At 63.3% G+C, this 15,216-nt stretch carries 14 protein-coding genes and 1 pseudogene; 4 read left to right on the top strand and 11 right to left on the bottom strand.

Translation table 11 applies throughout. The features are described from left to right. Positions 1 to 114: 114 nt before the first annotated feature. The 4 genes from CKW13_RS15650 to CKW13_RS15635 are packed head-to-tail and all read left to right on the top strand — an operon-like array spanning position 115 to position 2,399. Entirely contained in the window at positions 115 to 420 is a 306-nt protein-coding gene (locus CKW13_RS15650) for a MazG-like family protein (protein WP_095109531.1), read from the top strand. Continuing rightward, the gene (locus CKW13_RS15645) at positions 417 to 1,166 is read left to right on the top strand and encodes a methyltransferase domain-containing protein (protein ID WP_095109530.1); all 750 of its coding nucleotides are present in this window, start codon (positions 417 to 419) and stop codon (positions 1,164 to 1,166) included. Before CKW13_RS15650 ends, CKW13_RS15645 begins: the two co-directional genes overlap by 4 nt. A gap of 22 nt (positions 1,167 to 1,188) precedes the next feature. Next, entirely contained in the window at positions 1,189 to 1,797 is a 609-nt protein-coding gene (locus CKW13_RS15640; RefSeq protein WP_095109529.1) for a DUF4136 domain-containing protein, read from the top strand. A 41-nt stretch (positions 1,798 to 1,838) separates the two neighbouring features. Then, positions 1,839 to 2,399 (top strand): DUF4136 domain-containing protein, encoded by a 561-nt coding sequence (locus CKW13_RS15635; RefSeq protein WP_095109528.1) that lies wholly within the window; start codon positions 1,839 to 1,841, stop codon positions 2,397 to 2,399. A 138-nt stretch (positions 2,400 to 2,537) separates the two neighbouring features. Here the strand turns inward: CKW13_RS15635 and pgi are convergent, their stop codons facing one another. The 11 genes and pseudogenes from pgi to CKW13_RS15580 all read right to left on the bottom strand — a co-directional run. Further along, on the bottom strand, positions 2,538 to 4,202 hold the full coding sequence (pgi, locus tag CKW13_RS15630; RefSeq protein WP_095109527.1) for a glucose-6-phosphate isomerase: 1,665 nt from the start codon (positions 4,200 to 4,202) through the stop codon (positions 2,538 to 2,540). A gap of 237 nt (positions 4,203 to 4,439) precedes the next feature. Continuing rightward, positions 4,440 to 4,820, bottom strand: a complete 381-nt coding sequence (gene panD / locus CKW13_RS15625; RefSeq protein ID WP_003228271.1) for an aspartate 1-decarboxylase — start codon at positions 4,818 to 4,820, stop codon at positions 4,440 to 4,442. A 141-nt stretch (positions 4,821 to 4,961) separates the two neighbouring features. Beyond that, positions 4,962 to 5,816, bottom strand: coding sequence for a pantoate--beta-alanine ligase (gene panC / locus CKW13_RS15620; protein WP_095109526.1), 855 nt, complete (start codon positions 5,814 to 5,816; stop codon positions 4,962 to 4,964). Further along, positions 5,813 to 6,613 carry a 3-methyl-2-oxobutanoate hydroxymethyltransferase gene (gene panB, locus CKW13_RS15615; RefSeq protein ID WP_095109525.1) on the bottom strand — a complete coding sequence of 267 codons (801 nt, stop codon included), beginning with the start codon at positions 6,611 to 6,613 and terminating at the stop codon, positions 5,813 to 5,815. Before panB ends, panC begins: the two co-directional genes overlap by 4 nt. Positions 6,614 to 6,860: 247 nt before the next feature. After that, on the bottom strand, positions 6,861 to 7,337 hold the full coding sequence (folK, locus tag CKW13_RS15610; protein WP_095109524.1) for a 2-amino-4-hydroxy-6-hydroxymethyldihydropteridine diphosphokinase: 477 nt from the start codon (positions 7,335 to 7,337) through the stop codon (positions 6,861 to 6,863). A 4-nt stretch (positions 7,338 to 7,341) separates the two neighbouring features. Further along, positions 7,342 to 8,733, bottom strand: a complete 1,392-nt coding sequence (locus CKW13_RS15605; protein WP_095109523.1) for a polynucleotide adenylyltransferase PcnB — start codon at positions 8,731 to 8,733, stop codon at positions 7,342 to 7,344. Positions 8,734 to 9,453: 720 nt separating this feature from the next. Next, positions 9,454 to 10,887 (bottom strand): sigma-54 dependent transcriptional regulator, encoded by a 1,434-nt coding sequence (locus CKW13_RS15600; protein WP_095109522.1) that lies wholly within the window; start codon positions 10,885 to 10,887, stop codon positions 9,454 to 9,456. A gap of 22 nt (positions 10,888 to 10,909) precedes the next feature. Continuing rightward, the gene (locus CKW13_RS15595; RefSeq protein WP_176465116.1) at positions 10,910 to 13,864 is read right to left on the bottom strand and encodes a sensor histidine kinase; all 2,955 of its coding nucleotides are present in this window, start codon (positions 13,862 to 13,864) and stop codon (positions 10,910 to 10,912) included. Beyond that, a complete protein-coding gene (locus tag CKW13_RS15590) occupies positions 13,848 to 14,024 on the bottom strand; it encodes a hypothetical protein (protein WP_003176118.1) in 177 nt (58 codons plus the stop codon). The genes CKW13_RS15595 and CKW13_RS15590 overlap by 17 nt, the downstream gene beginning before the upstream one ends. Positions 14,025 to 14,101: 77 nt before the next feature. Then, on the bottom strand, positions 14,102 to 14,998 hold the full coding sequence (gluQRS, locus tag CKW13_RS15585; RefSeq protein ID WP_095109520.1) for a tRNA glutamyl-Q(34) synthetase GluQRS: 897 nt from the start codon (positions 14,996 to 14,998) through the stop codon (positions 14,102 to 14,104). Between the two features lie 57 nt (positions 14,999 to 15,055). Continuing rightward, positions 15,056 to 15,216 (bottom strand): annotated as a pseudogene (locus CKW13_RS15580) (acetyl-CoA C-acetyltransferase); the annotation flags it as partial.

Here is a 15,216-nt window from a genome sequence, read left to right as displayed (position 1 = left end):
GGCCTGTGGGAGCGAGCCTGCTCGCGATGAACCCACAGCAAATCGCGCGCCAGCCACCCACCAGTTGCTTCCCAACCCCAACCCCCCGAAGCTATGCGCCTTGAGGAGAACCCGATGAACCTTGTAGAACTCACCCAACGCCTGCACGCCATCCGTGATCGCAACGATTGGCGGCCCTTCCACAGCCCGAAAAACCTGGCCATGGCTGCCAGCGTGGAAATGGCCGAGCTGGTGGAAATCTTCCAGTGGCTCAGCGAAGACCAATCGCGCCAACTGCCCGCCGACAAACTGGCCCACGCCGGCCAGGAAGTGGGCGACATCGTGCTGTATCTATTGCTGCTGTGCAGCGAGCTGGGGTTGGACATGAACGACGTGGTACGCAGCAAACTGGCCGACAGCGAACGGCGGTTCGGCGCATGAGCGACCGGCATTTCGACCAGTTGGCGACCCGCTTCGCCGAGAAAATCTACGGCGGCGCCAAGGGCGCGATTCGCCTGGCGGTGCTCCAGGCGGATTTGCTCCAAACCCTGCCCGAGCGGCCGCTGCGGGTGCTGGATATCGGCGCGGGCCTGGGCCACATGTCGCTGTGGCTGGCCCAGCGCGGCCATGACGTGACCCTGGCCGAGCCGGCCGAACCGATGCTCGCAGGCGCCCGCCAGCGTTTTGCCGAGGCGGGGCAGAGCGCAACCTTTATCCAGGCACCGTGGCAAGACCTGCTCGGCCAACTCACCGAGCCCTATGATCTGGTGCTGTGCCACGCGGTACTGGAATGGCTGGCCGAACCCCACGCGATCCTGCCGGTGCTGCACCAACTGACCCGCACCGATGGCTGGTTGTCCCTGGCGTTCTACAACCGCGATGCGCTGATCTACCGCAACTTGCTCAAAGGGCATTTTCGCAAGATGCGCAAGAACGACATGGCCGGCGAAAAGCAAAGCCTGACCCCGCAACAGCCCCTTGATCCGCGTGAACTGGCGGCGCAACTTGAAGGCTTGTGGCAGGTCGAAAGCCAAAGCGGGGTGCGGGTGTTCCACGACTACATGCCGGTGGAGTTCCAGGCCCGCGCCGAACTGGCCGATTTGCTCGAAATGGAACTGGCCCACAGGCGCCACCCGGCGTTCGCCGGGTTGGGGCGTTACTTGCACTGGGTCTGCCGTCCCGTCTAGGCAGCCCTCAACGGAGCGCGAGATGAAACGCGGTGCTGGTCTTCTGCTGTTGTGCCTGAGCCTTGGCGCCTGCCAAAGCCAGAACCCTTATGTCGCCGACTCCAAACCCCTGCCGCCCGCGCCGGCGCAAGCGGCCAACACCGTCGACCGCAGCGCCTACCCGGCGCCCGTGCGCGACTACGGGCGCTACCGCAACTGGGCCTGGCGCGACGGGCGCCTGCCCGCCGGCAGTGCCTGGGCCGATTCAGCGCAAGTGGCCGAAGCGGTCAGCGACGCCCTCGACCAACGGGGCCTGCGCCCGGTGCACGATAACCGCCGGGCGGATTTGTCGGTCAGCGCCGACTTGCACCTGGAAAAACGCCTGCGCCAGGTCCGCGACGATTACGCCTATGGCGGCTATGGTGGCTACAACCGCTACGGCAACGGCTATGGCATGTACAACACGGTGCCCATCGTGCGCACCTATGAGGTGGAAGTGGTGGTGGTGCGGGTCCACCTGTTCGATGGCGCCAGCGGCCAACCGGTCTGGAGCGCCAGCGCCGAGGCCAGCAGCCAGGGCAGCCTGAGCGAGCGCGTCGATGCGCTGCGCCAGGCTGTGGAAAACGCCCTGGCGGCGTATCCTCCCAGCTAGCCATCGGGTTTTGCGTTCATGTCTTCCATGGGAGAAACATCATGCTGCGTTACGTCGCTGTACTGGCTTGTGCCGTGTTGCTCAGCGCTTGCCAATCGAACCAGGTCAACCACGACTTCGATGCCAGCCGCGATTTTGCCGGTTATCGCAGTTGGAGCTGGAAAGAACCCGCGTTGCAGTACCGCCCCGACGACCCGCGGATCAAGAGTGACTTGACCGAGCAACGCATCCGCCAGGCAGTGGGCGAACAACTGGACCAGCGCGGCTTGCGCCCGGCAGCGAGCGGGGCGCGGGCGGACCTGAACGTGCAGACCTACCTGATCGTCGAAGACCGCCAGCAGCAAGTCACCACTAACTACGGCGGCAGCGCCTGGGGCGGCCCGTGGAATGGCTACTGGGGCGCGCCGATGTACAACGAAACCCGCAACGTGACCTATAAGGTGGCGACCTTGCAGATCGACCTGCTCGACGGCAAGGACGGCAAACTGGTCTGGCGCGGCAGCGACGAGCAACTGCTCAGCACTTCCCCGAACCCCGCCGACCGTAGCGCCGCCGTGCGCGCGACCGTGAGCCGGATTCTGGCGAACTATCCGCCCAGGTAAGGCGGAGCCAAAAAACACTGTGGGAGCGAGCCTGCTCGCGATGGCGGCCTATCAGCCCTTAATGGTTTGGCTGAAAACCGCTATCGCGAGCAGGTTCGCTCCCACAGATACACACACAGCAAGTGGCAGGGTGACCGCTTACCCGCGATGACGCCCGCGGAAGTAGTCGATCAAACCTTGGGTCGAGGCATCGTCGGCCGGGGTTTCTTCGCTGCCGATCAACCGGTTGTAGACGCCTTTACCCAGCTCCTTGCCCAACTCCACGCCCCATTGGTCGAAGGCGTTGATACCCCAGATCACGCTCTGCACGAAGACCTTGTGTTCGTACAGCGCCACCAGCGCGCCGAGGCGACGGGGGCTGATGCGCTCCACCACCAGGGTGTTGCTGGGGCGGTTGCCGGGGATGACTTTGTGCGGCGCCAGTTTCTGCACTTCGTCTTCGCTCAGGCCTTTGTCGCGCAGTTCGGCTTCGGCTTCGGCGCGGGTCTTGCCCAGCATCAGGGCCTGGCTCTGGGACAGGCAGTTGGCGTACAACCACTGGTGATGGTCGGCCACCGGGTTGAAGCTGACGATGGGCACGATGAAATCGGCCGGGATCAACTGGGTGCCCTGGTGCAGCAACTGGTGGTAGGCGTGCTGGCCGTTGCAGCCGACGCCGCCCCAGATCACCGGCCCGGTGTCGGTGGACACCGGTGTGCCGTCCTGGCGCACGCTCTTGCCGTTGGACTCCATGTCCAGTTGCTGCAAGTGCTTGGTGATGTTGCGCAGGTAGTGGTCGTACGGCAGGATCGCGTGGCTTTGCGCGCCCCAGAAGTTGCCGTACCACACGCCCAGCAGTGCCAGCAGCACCGGCATGTTCTGCTCGAACGGTGCGTTCTGGAAATGCTGGTCCATGGTGTAGGCACCCGACAGCAGTTCCTTGAAGTTGGACATGCCGATGGCTAGGGCAATCGGTAGGCCAATGGCCGACCACAGCGAGTAGCGCCCACCGACCCAGTCCCACATCGGGAAGATGTTCTCTTCACGGATGCCGAACGCCACGGCCGCGGCGTTGTTGCTCGACACCGCGATGAAGTGTTTGTACAGCTCTGCCTCGGAACCGCCCTGGGCCAGGTACCAGGCGCGCGCGGCCTGGGCGTTTTTCAGGGTTTCGAGGGTGTTGAAGGATTTCGACGAAACGATGAACAGCGTGGTCTCAGCGCGGATTTTCTGCGCCAGTTCATGGAACTCACTGCCGTCGATGTTCGCCAGGTAGTGGCAGCGCACGCCTTTCTGGGCGTAGGACAACAATGCCTCAGACACCAGCTCCGGGCCGAGGAACGAGCCACCGATGCCGATGTTGACGACGTCGGTGATTGGCTTTTCGGTGTAGCCGCGCCACAGGCCATCGTGGATGCGGCCCACCAGTTCGGTGATCTGGTTGAGCACCTTGTGCACGTCGGGCATGACGTTGACGCCATTGACCGACAACTTGTCGCCCACCGGGCGGCGTAGGGCAGTGTGCAGCGCCGGGCGGCCTTCGGAGGAGTTGACGATTTCGCCTTCGAACAGCGCCTTGATGGCGTCCTTGAGCTTGACCTCGTTGGCCAGGGTCACCAGGCGCTCGCGGGTTTGGGTGGTAATCAGGTTTTTCGAATAGTCGAGCAAAAGCCCGCAGCTGCTCAGGGTGAACTGGCTAAAGCGCTGAGGATCGCTGTTGAACGCCTCGCGCATGCTGAAATCCTGCATGGCCTGGCGGTGGTCATTCAACGCCTGCCAGGCAGGCAGAGCGGTCACGTCATGGGGAGTGCGGTAGTACGCCATCGCTGCGGGGTTCCTTAACTTGAACTTGGACTGGCTTTTGGACACTGAACGGCCCGGAACGTCCTGTTCGGTACAAGACAAATCCGGTCAAGCTGCGCCACCACGGCTTACTGGCGCAAGGCCAATACCATAAACCTTGTGCCTGGAGCTGTCTTGATTTTGTCGGAGGCTATTTTCAACGGCCGGCGCCGGCAGGTTGGCTGCCGGCGGGGCGGGTGCGCAGGGCTGCGCGAAGGTTCAGGCGACCTGGACCGGGATGGCGTTGCTGGTGTGGCTCAGTTCGTTGCCCGGCGCCATGTACAGCATGCGTGGCTTGAAATTGAGCAACTCGGCTTCGCTGTAGTGGGCGTAGGCGCAGATGATGACGCGGTCGCCGACCTTGGCCTTGTGGGCCGCCGCGCCGTTGACCGAAATCATGCGCGAGCCTTCTTCGCCACGGATCGCGTAGGTGGTGAAGCGTTCGCCGTTGTCGACGTTGTAGATCTGGATCTGTTCGTATTCACGGATGCCAGACAGGTCCAGCCACTCGCCATCAATGGCGCAGGAGCCTTCGTAATCCAGCACAGCGTGGGTGACTTCGGCGCGATGCAACTTGGCCTTGAGCATGATGGCGTGCATGAGTGTTTCCTTGGTCAGAACCCCGAATCGGCGCGCAGTTTGCCCGAAGCGGGAAGGGGGAGCAATTGCTGTCTGCGAGGGCATTTTGGCGGCACCAGGCCCTGGTGAGGAGGGCCTGTGTGCTCCCACAGGGGATGCCCCTCAGGCATCCAGATTCACATGCAAGTTGTCGATCAACCGTGTCGCGCCCAGGTACGCGGCGGCCAGGATCACTAGGTCGCGGTCTTCGCCGGTGGCCGGGCGCAGGGTCAGGGCGTGGCGGATTTCCAGGTAATCGGGACGAAAACCCGCGGCTTGCAGTACGCGGCTCTGCTCGGCCAGCAACGCCGGGTAGTCGCGTTCGCCCTGCTCGATGGCCGCGCCGATCTGGCTCAGGCTGCGATACAGCGCTGGGGCGATGGCCCGTTGTTCGGCGCTCAGGTAACCGTTGCGCGAGGACAGCGCCAAGCCGTCTTCGGCGCGCACGGTGGGCTCGCCGATGATCTGGATCGGCAGGTTGAGGTCATGCACCAGAGCGCGGATCACGGCCAGTTGCTGGAAGTCTTTCTGGCCGAAAATCGCCAGGTCCGGCTGGACCATGTTGAACAGCTTGCTGACCACCGTCGCCACCCCCTCGAAATGCCCGGGGCGGCTGGCACCGCACAGGCCTTCGGACAGTTGCGGAACGCTGACGCGGGTCTGCCCGGCCATGCCGTCGGGGTACATTTCCTCGACTGTGGGCGCGAACAGCAGGTGGCACCCGGCCTGCACCAGGGTTTCCTGGTCGGCGGCGAAGGTGCGCGGGTACTTGTCCAGGTCTTCGCCAGCGCCGAATTGCAGTGGGTTGACGAAAATGCTCGCCACTACGAAATCGACGCGTTGGGCGGCCTTGGTGACCAGCGCCGCGTGGCCGCTGTGCAGGTTGCCCATGGTGGGCACCAGGCCAATGCGTTTGCCTTCGCTGCGAGCGCGGGCGACGGCGGCGCGCAGTTCACGCACGGTTCTGACCATGTTCATGCGCTAAACCCGTGTTCGGTGGCGGGGAAGGTCACAGCTTTGACTTCCTTGACGTAAGCGCTCAAGGCGTCCTGGATGCTGGCTTGGCCTTGCATGAAGTTCTTCACGAATTTGGGCGAGCGGCCGGTCAGGGCCAGGCCGAGCATGTCGTGGATCACCAGCACCTGGCCGTCGGTGCCGCTGCCGGCGCCAATGCCGATCACCGGCACTTTTACCGCGTGGGAAATTTCTTCGGCCAGTTCGCTCGGCACGCATTCCAGCAAAATCATCGCCGCACCGGCCTGTTCCAGGGCAATGGCATCGGCGCGCATCTGCCGCGCCTGGGCTTCGTTGCGCCCCTGCACTTTATAGCCGCCCAGCACGTTGACCGATTGCGGGGTCAGGCCCAGGTGTGCGCACACCGGCACGCCGCGTTCGGCCAGCAGGCGGATGGGCTCGGCCAGCCAGGCGGCGCCTTCGAGCTTGACCATGTGGGCGCCGGCCTGCATCAGTTGGCCGCTGTTGTGCAGGGCCTGTTCGATGGTGGCATAGGCCATGAAGGGCAGGTCGGCGACGATCATCGCGCCCTGGTTGCCGCGTTTGACGCACGCGACGTGGTAAGCCAACTCCGCGTTGGTGACGGGCAGCGTGCTGTCATGGCCTTGCAACACCATGCCCAGGGAATCGCCGACCAGCAGCACATCCACGCCAGCCTGGCAGCAGGCCTGGGCGAACGTGGCGTCATAGCAGGTCAACATGGCGATTTTCTCGCCCTTTTGCTTGAGGCCTTGCAGGGTGGTCAGGGTGGTGTCTGGCATGAAAAAGTCCTCGTTCAGGCGCCGGGAAACTACTGCGAGTAACGCGCGTGATGCTTCGTTTATACAGGCGCACGGTCTGTTGTCGTGCTTATAAGGCCTGGATTGCGCCCTTCAGCGCCGGGTTGGCGGCAGCGGGACGCCTATAGTCGTGAGGAGAACTCGGTAAGTCAATTGGATGTGTTACCGCGTTGTTACGTCTGCGGTGTTACCCCTGTTACTGATGCGTTTCAGCAATAAAACAGCGAGGCTACAGGCGTTCGAGGCCGACAAACGGGCAATCGGCCAGCAAGTCCTTGAGCATGCGGCCGTCGGCCAGGCGCAAGTCAGCGGGTGCCAATTCCGCCAATGGATAGAGGACAAATGCCCGCAGGTGCACTTGGTAGTGGGGGACTTTGAGACGCGGCTCGTCGATCAGGCGATCGCCGTACAGCAGGATATCCAGGTCCAGGGTGCGCGGGCCCCAGCGTTCCAGGCGTTCGCGGCCCTGGTCGTTTTCGATGGCTTGCAGCGCGTCCAGCAGTTGCAGCGGCTCAAGGCTGCTGTCCAGCGCCGCGACCGCGTTGGTGTAGCGCGGTTGGCCGGGGAGCAGGGAGTCGCTTTGATAGAACGCGGACGTGCCGACGAGGCGGGTCTGGGGCAGGTGCGCCATGGCCTCGAGGGCGTGGCGCAGTTGTTCGGCCGGGGCGGCCAGGTTGCTGCCCAGGCCTATATAGATGCGCTCCATCGGTTTAGTCGTCGGCGCCGGCGGCGCGTTTACGCTTGCTGCCGCTACTGCGCCGACGTTTGCGGGGGGCAGCGCCGGTGCCGTCGTCCTTGCCGCTGAGTTCGCGAATCATCTCGCGGCGCTCGCTGTCGTTGCTGTCCTGGTAGTCGGTCCACCATTCGCCCAGGCCATCGGTCTGCTCGCCGGCGCTTTCGCGCAGCAGGAGAAAGTCGTAGCCAGCGCGGAAACGCGGGTTATCCAGCAGCAGGTCGGCGCGTTTGCCGCTGCGCCGGGGCAGGCGTTCCTGCATGTCCCAGATCTCGCGGATGGGCAGGGTGAAGCGCTTGGGGATGGCGATGCGCTGGCATTGCTCGGCGATCAGCTCGTGGGCGGCTTCCTGCATCGCCGGGATCGGCGGCATGCCGCGGCTTTGCAGGCGCAGCACTCGGGCGGGCAGGGCCGGCCAGAGCAGGGCAGCGAACAGGAAGGCTGGGGTCACCGGTTTGTTCTGCTTGATACGCAGGTCGGTGTTAATCAGCGCTTCGCTTATCAGCGTGTGGGTGTAGGTCGGGTTGTGCTCCAGCGCCTCGGCACTGGCCGGGAATAGCGGGTCGAACAGTTGCAGGTCGACCAGCATCTCGAAGGTGTCGGCGGCGTGGCCGGACAGGAACAGCTTGAGCACTTCTTCAAACAGGCGCGCCGACGGGATTTCGCGCAGCATCGGCGCCAGGTCGCGGATAGGCGCTGCGGTGTGCTTCTCGATGCCGAAATTGAGCTTGGCGGCGAAACGCACGGCCCGCAGCATGCGTACCGGGTCTTCCTGGTAGCGCTGGCGCGGGTCGCCAATCAGGCGCACCAGGTGGTTGCGGATGTCGTGTACGCCATTGGCGTAATCGAGAATGCGCTCGCTGACCGGGTCGTAGTACAGGGCATTGATGGTGAAGTCGCGGCGTTGCGCGTCTTCTTCCAAGGTGCCGTAGACGTTGTCGCGCAGGATGCGCCCGCTTTCATTGCGTGAGGACTGGTTGCTGTCTTCCTCTTCATCGGCTTGCGGGTGGTTGGCGCGAAAGGTCGCTACTTCAATGATTTCGCGGCCAAAGTGGATATGCACCAACTTGAACCGACGGCCAATGATGCGCGCGTTACGAAACTCGGCCTTGACCTGTTCGGGCGTGGCGCTGGTGGCGACGTCGAAGTCTTTGGGGGTGATGTTGAGCAGCATGTCGCGCACGCAACCACCCACCAGGTAGGCCTGGTAACCGGCGTTTTGCAGGCGTTCGACGATGTTCACCGCATAACGGCTGAATTGCGCCTTTTGCAGCGAATGTTGGCTGCTGTTGAGCACTTCAGGGGTGCTACGCAGGTGCTGTGTGCGACGCAGGGGAGAACGGAATGACTGGAACAGCTTCTTCAGCATGGGATGCACTGTTTGAAGGAATGTTCGGCCATAACGAAGAATGACCGCATGATGGGCGGGGATTCTAGCATTTAGTCGGGGGATGGTGTAGGAGACTGGAGCAGCCACGTGTTTTAAGCGGCAAACTGCAAGGGAAATGCGCAATTACGGAAACTACAAGGGGAGCCGAAGCTCCCCAAGAAGTAGTTGCATGCTCTGTTTTTATTATTGGTTTCGGGCTTCTTGTTTTTGTTGAGTGCCCTTGCCACAAGGCTGTTGACCGTTGTGACACTCCCAATCGGGAGTCAAGAGCAAACGGATTGCTTTGATCGCTGTGTTGCAATGATCTCGATTGATCCAACCAGTTCAGGCTCTGTCTTAGGACAGTTTTTATTGTTCTCGGCCTGGTTGTGGGGCAAGCCCCAAATACAACGCCTCTCCAAAAGAATCAGTTAGCTGCGCCTCTCGCCGTCTTGTTTTTATTGTGCGTGAGTCGATTCGTCTTATTTTTATTGTCGTGTGCATTGCTTGTTATTGTTCTTGTACTGAATACATAGCAGGTGCCGTGCCAACTTTTGCAAAGCCCAATGAAACAAGGGGTTGGCTGGGTGTCGATGGTTTTTCATGGCCCAAAAAAACCGGGGCTTCGTTACCGTAAGCCCCGGTTTTTGTTACGTGAAAGTTAACGGGTAACAGTTTTTTCACATCGTTACCTGTAACGCACGCCCCTGGCGACGCCGATCAGCTCTCGCTGGCCACACCCGTCTTGCGCCGCGGAATACCCAGGCGCTGGCGGCGTTCCCACAGGCATTTACGGCTGACCCCCAGTTTGCGCGCCAGCTCTGTCTCGGTCATGTGGTCCTGGTGCTCCAGGACGAAATGCTGGAAGTAGTCTTCCAGGGACAGGTCTTCGGTGGGTTCGTGGCTGGTGGTGTTGGCGCTGCCCTGTTGTGGTGCCAAGCCGATGAAGTCGTCGTCTTCCAGGTCGCTGAGTTCGATGTCGATGCCCAGCAGTTCGGCACTGATTTCCGGGTTTTCGCACAGGATCACCGCGCGTTCCACGGCGTTTTCCAGTTCGCGCACGTTGCCCGGCCAGGAGTAATGGCGGATCGCCTGCTCGGCGTCTGGGGCAAACGTGAGGTCGGTGCGGTTGACCCGCGCGCTCTGGCGCGCCAGGAAGGCGCTGGCGATTTCGTTGACGTCGCTGCCACGCTCGCGCAGGGCGGGCAGTTTCAGGGCAATCACGTGCAGGCGGTAATAGAGGTCTTCGCGGAACTGGCCGACCTTGGCCAGGCTCTTGAGGTCGCGGTGGGTCGCGGCGATCAGGCGCACATCGACCTTTTGCGACTGCACCGAGCCGACGCGGCGGATTTCCCCTTCCTGCAACACGCGTAGCAAGCGGGCCTGGGCTTCGAGGGGCAGTTCGCCGATTTCGTCGAGGAACAGCGTGCCGCCGTCCGCCGCTTCCACCAGGCCCGCGCGCCCGGCGCTGGCGCCGGTGAACGCGCCTTTTTCGTGGCCGAACAGCTCGGACTCGATCAGGCTTTCCGGGATGGCCGCGCAGTTGACCGAAATCATCGGTGCCTTGGCGCGCCGCGACAGGTTGTGCAGGGCACGGGCCACCAGCTCTTTGCCGGTGCCGGACTCGCCCTGGATCAGCACATTGGAGTCGGTGGGCGCGACTTTGCGGATCTTCACGTAGAGGTCCTGCATCGGCGGGCAGGAGCCGATGATGCCGATCTCGCCGTTGCTGTTGTCCGGGCCTGGCTTGTCGCCGCCGGCGGCTGCCTTGCCGGCGGGTTTTTCGCCGCTGGCCTGGGCCGACTGGCGGTCACGCAGGATGCGCGCCACGGCCTGGAGCATTTCGTCATGGTCGAAGGGCTTGGCGATGTAGTCCACCGCGCCCATCTTCATCGAGTCCACCGCCGAGCGCAGGCTGGCATAGCTGGTCATGATGAGCACGGGGGTGCCCTGGCCCAGTTTTATCAGCTCGGTGCCCGGGGCGCCCGGCAGGCGCAGGTCACTGACGATCAGGTCAAAGGTGGGAATGCTGAATCGTTCTTGTGCTTCCTGCACGGAACCCGCCTCGCTGACCTGGTACTGGTTGCGTTCCAGCAGGCGGCGTAGGGCGGAGCGGATAATGGTTTCGTCTTCGACGATCAAAATATGCGGCATTGATTCGATTCTCTCGACGGTCTCAGTTCACAGCGGACGTCGCTTCGACATGACGTGGCAGGGTTACCCGAATACGGGTGCCGCGTTGGCTTTCAAGGTCAGCCGGGCTGTCGATGGTGATTTGTCCATAATGCTCTTCAACGATTGAATAGACCAGAGCAAGGCCCAGACCGGTGCCCTCGCCAGGATCCTTGGTGGTAAAGAAGGGTTCGAACAAACGGTCGACGATGTTCTTGGGAATACCGCTGCCTTCGTCTTCCACGATCAGGTCGACCGTGTGCTCGCTGGCTTCGCTCTTGACCCGCACGGCATTGCCCGGTTGCGAGGCGTCGCGGGCGTTGGACAGCAGGTTGATAAGCACCTGGGCCAGGCGTTGCGGGTCGCCGCAGACCCAATGCTCGGGGTCGCACAGGTTGTAGAACTGCACTTCGAAATTGCGCCGGTTCAGGGCCAGCAGGCCAATGGCGTCTTGGGCCACTTCGGCCAGGCACACCGGTTCGTCGCTGTGCTGGTGGCCACCGGCGTGGGCAAAGCTCATCAGCGACTGCACGATGCGCGAGACGCGCTTGGTCTGTTCGAGGATCTGCCCGCTGATTTCCGTCAGCTCGCTGTCGTCCTCGCGTTCTTCGCGCAGGTTCTGCGCCAGGCAGGCGATGCCGGTGATCGGGTTGCCGATTTCGTGGGCCACCCCCGCCGCGAGCCGGCCGATGCTGGCCAGGCGTTCGGAGTGCACCAGTTTGTCTTCGAGCATCTGCGTGTCGGTGAGGTCTTCGACCAGTAGCACCAGGCCGCTGTTGCCCGGCGCCAGGGGCTCGTCGATGGCGGCTTTGTGCAGGTTCAGCCAACGGGTTTGGCCGTCGAGGGCCAGGTGTTGCTTGTGCAAGTGCTCGTCGGGCAGGTCGATGAAACCTTGCAGCAATTGCCGCCACGGGTCGCTCAGGGTACTCAGGCGCGAACCCACCACGCGCTGGGCGGCGATGCCGGTCAGCTCTTCCATGGCTTTGTTCCACATGAGGATTTCCTGGTCCTTGGCCAGGGAGCAGACGCCCATGGGCAGCTCTTGCAGGGTCTGGCGGTGATAGCGGCGCAGGGCATCGAGTTCGGCGGCCAGGCCGGTGAGGCGCGAGTGGTAGTCCTCTAAACGGCTTTCGATGAAGTGGATGTCTTCAGTGACGTAGTTTTCGCCGCCGGCCTTGTACGGCAGGAAGGTTTCGACCATGTCCTGGGCCACGCTTGGCCCCATCAACCCGGACAGGTTGGCCTCGATGCGGTCGCGCAGGCGCCGCAGTGCATAGGGGCGGCGCTCGTCGAAGGGCAGGTAGAGGTCGCGCAGCGCTTGCTCGACTTCCTTTTGCGCGGCCTTGGCGCCCAACGGCTTGGCCAGTTGGGTGGCGAATTCCTGAGGCGAGGCGGCGTGCAATTCGCGCCGTTGCGGGCGGCGCACGTTGTCCACCGCGCAGGCTTCGGCGGCGCTGGCCTCTTCGGCGCTGGCGTTGGTGAACAGGGAGATCAGGGTGAACATCAGCACGTTGGCCGCCAGGGACGCGATGGCCGCCATATGCCAACTGGTGTCGTCCAGCACGTAGATCATGTTCAGGATGGGTATATAGAAGCCCTGCAAGTTGCCGATCAGCGGCAGCAGCATGGTCACCATCCACACCAGCGTCCCGGCCAGGAGCCCGGCGATGAAACCGCGGCGGTTGGCGGTGGGCCAGTACAGCACCGACAACACCCCCGGCAGGAACTGCAAGGTGGCGACGAAGGCGACGATGCCCAGGTTGGCTAGGTCTTGCTCGGCGCCCAGCATCAGGTAGAAGCCGTAGCCGGCCATGATGATCGCGACGATCAGCGCCCGGCGCGTCCACTTCAGCCAGCGGTAGATATTGCCCTCGGCGGGCGGCTGGTACAGCGGCAGCACCAGGTGGTTGAGGGCCATGCCCGACAGCGCCAGGGTGGTGACGATAATCAGGCCGCTGGCCGCCGACAGCCCGCCGATGTAGGCCAGCAGGGCCAGGGCCTTGCTGTTGGCGGCGATGCCTATTCCTAAGGTGAAGTATTCCGGGTTGGTGGTGGCCCCCAGCTTCAGCCCCGCCCACAGGATCAGCGGCACCGCCAGGCTCATCAGCAGCAAAAACAGCGGCAGGCCCCAGCTTGCGCTCACCAGCGAACGGGGGTTGAGGTTCTCGGTGAAGGTCATGTGGTACATGTGCGGCATCACGATGGCCGAGGCGAAAAACACCAGCAGCAAGGTGCGCCACGGGCCTTCCTGCAACGGCGTGTGCAGGGCGGCGAGGGCGGTCTGGTTTTGCAGCAGCCACAGCTCCAGTTGCTGCGGGCCGTCGAACACGCCGTACAGGGCATAGAGGCCGACGCCGCCGATGGCGATCAACTTGATGACCGACTCAAAGGCAATCGCGAACACCAGGCCTTCGTGTTTTTCCCGGGTGGCGATGTGCCGCGAGCCGAAGAAAATCGTGAACAAAATAATCAGCGCGCAAAAGCTCAGGGCCACGCGGTGTTGCACCGGCTCGCGGGTGAGGATGCCGATGGAGTCGGCCACGGCCTGGATCTGCAAGGCCAACAGCGGCAGCACGCCAATGAGCATGATGAGGGTGGTCAGCGCCCCGGCCCAGGTGCTGCGAAAGCGGAACGCGAACAGGTCGGCCAACGACGACAACTGATAGGTGCGGGTGATTTTCAGGATCGGGTACAGCAGCACCGGCGCCAGCAAAAACGCCCCCGACACCCCCAGGTAACTGGACAGGAAGCCATAGCCGTACTGGTAGGCCAGCCCCACCGTGCCGTAGAACGCCCAGGCACTGGCGTAAACCCCCAGCGACAGGGTGTAGGTCAGCGGGTGGCGGATGATCGAGCGCGGGATCATGCCGCGTTCGCTGATCCAGGCCACGCCGAAAAGCACCGCCAGGTACGCGGCGCTAATCAGGATCATCTGGGTCAGGCTAAAGCTCATCGGCATCTTTCTGGCTCTGCAAAATGAAGGTCACGACAATCAGGATCAACCAGAGCAGATAAGGGCGATACCAGGCGCCCGTGGCGTCGATCCACCAATCCATGATGGCCGGGGAGAACAGATAGATCCCCACTACCAGGAGCAGGACCAAACGATAGATGTACATCCTGGCCTCTCTTTCTTATGCGCGTGCCCGAAATCGTGCGGCGATGGTAACGGATGGGCGCCCGGCTGCAAGCACCGTCAACGTAATTGCGCTTCGGGCAGCGCCGGGGTGCGCGGGATCAGTGCGGCGTTCCAGTGCCGTGTGCCCCAGGCCAGTAACTCGCCGGGGCTGGCATCGCCCAGGTCGGTGCCGGGGTTCTGCCCCAGGGCCCGCAGGGCGCGCAGCAGCAAAGGCGTGGCCTGGTCGCGGGTCAGCGGCGGTGAGCGATACGACTTGCCCAGTTTGTGCCCGTCGGGTTGGGTGATGAGTGGCACGTGCAGATAGCGCGGCTGCGCCAGGCCCAGCAGCTCTTGCAGGTATAGCTGGCGCGGGGTGGAGTCCAGCAGGTCGGCGCCGCGCACGATGTCGGTAACCCCTTGCCAGGCGTCGTCCAGCACCACCGCCAGTTGATAGGCGTAGAGCCCGTCGCGGCGGCGGATGATGAAATCCCCGACCTCGCGCCCCAGGTGCTGGCGGAACGGGCCTTGCACGCGGTCCTCAAAGTGGTATTCCAGCTCCGGCACCCGCAGACGGATGGCCGCGCCTTCGCGGGCGTGGCCCAGGTTGCGACACAGGCCAGGGTAGATCCCGGCATAGGGCTCCAATTGCTTGCGCGAACAGGTGCAGGCGTAGGCCAGCCCTTGCTGGAACAGGCGATCGAGCACCTGGGCGTAGGCGTCGTGGCGCTCGCTCTGGCGCACCATCGCGCCGTCCCATTCAAAGCCGTAGCTTTCCAGGGCGTGGAGGATCGCAGCCTGGGCGCCGGGTTCTTCCCGGGGCGGGTCGAGGTCTTCCATGCGCAGCAGCCAGCGCCCGCCCACGCTGCGGGCGTCGAGGTAAGAGGCCAGGGCCGCGACCAGCGAGCCGAAATGGAGGTGGCCGCTGGGCGTGGGGGCGAAACGGCCAATGTACGAGGGGGAATTGATAGCAGTCATGGGCGGCGATATTACGTGGTCTGCCGCCCAAATGGAGCCTGGTGTGCGTGCCGCCGATCAGCGCTCGATCGCCAGGGCCACGCCTTGGCCGCCGCCGATGCACAGGGTGGCCAGGCCCTTTTTGGCGTCGCGCTTGAGCATTTCGTGCAGCAGGCTCACCAGCACGCGGCAGCCCGAAGCGCCAATCGGGTGGCCCAGCGCAATGGCGCCGCCGTTGA

The organism is Pseudomonas sp. Irchel 3E20, assembly GCF_900187645.1.
Lineage (GTDB): Bacteria > Pseudomonadota > Gammaproteobacteria > Pseudomonadales > Pseudomonadaceae > Aquipseudomonas.
This window is presented reverse-complemented; position numbering and strand designations above follow the sequence as displayed.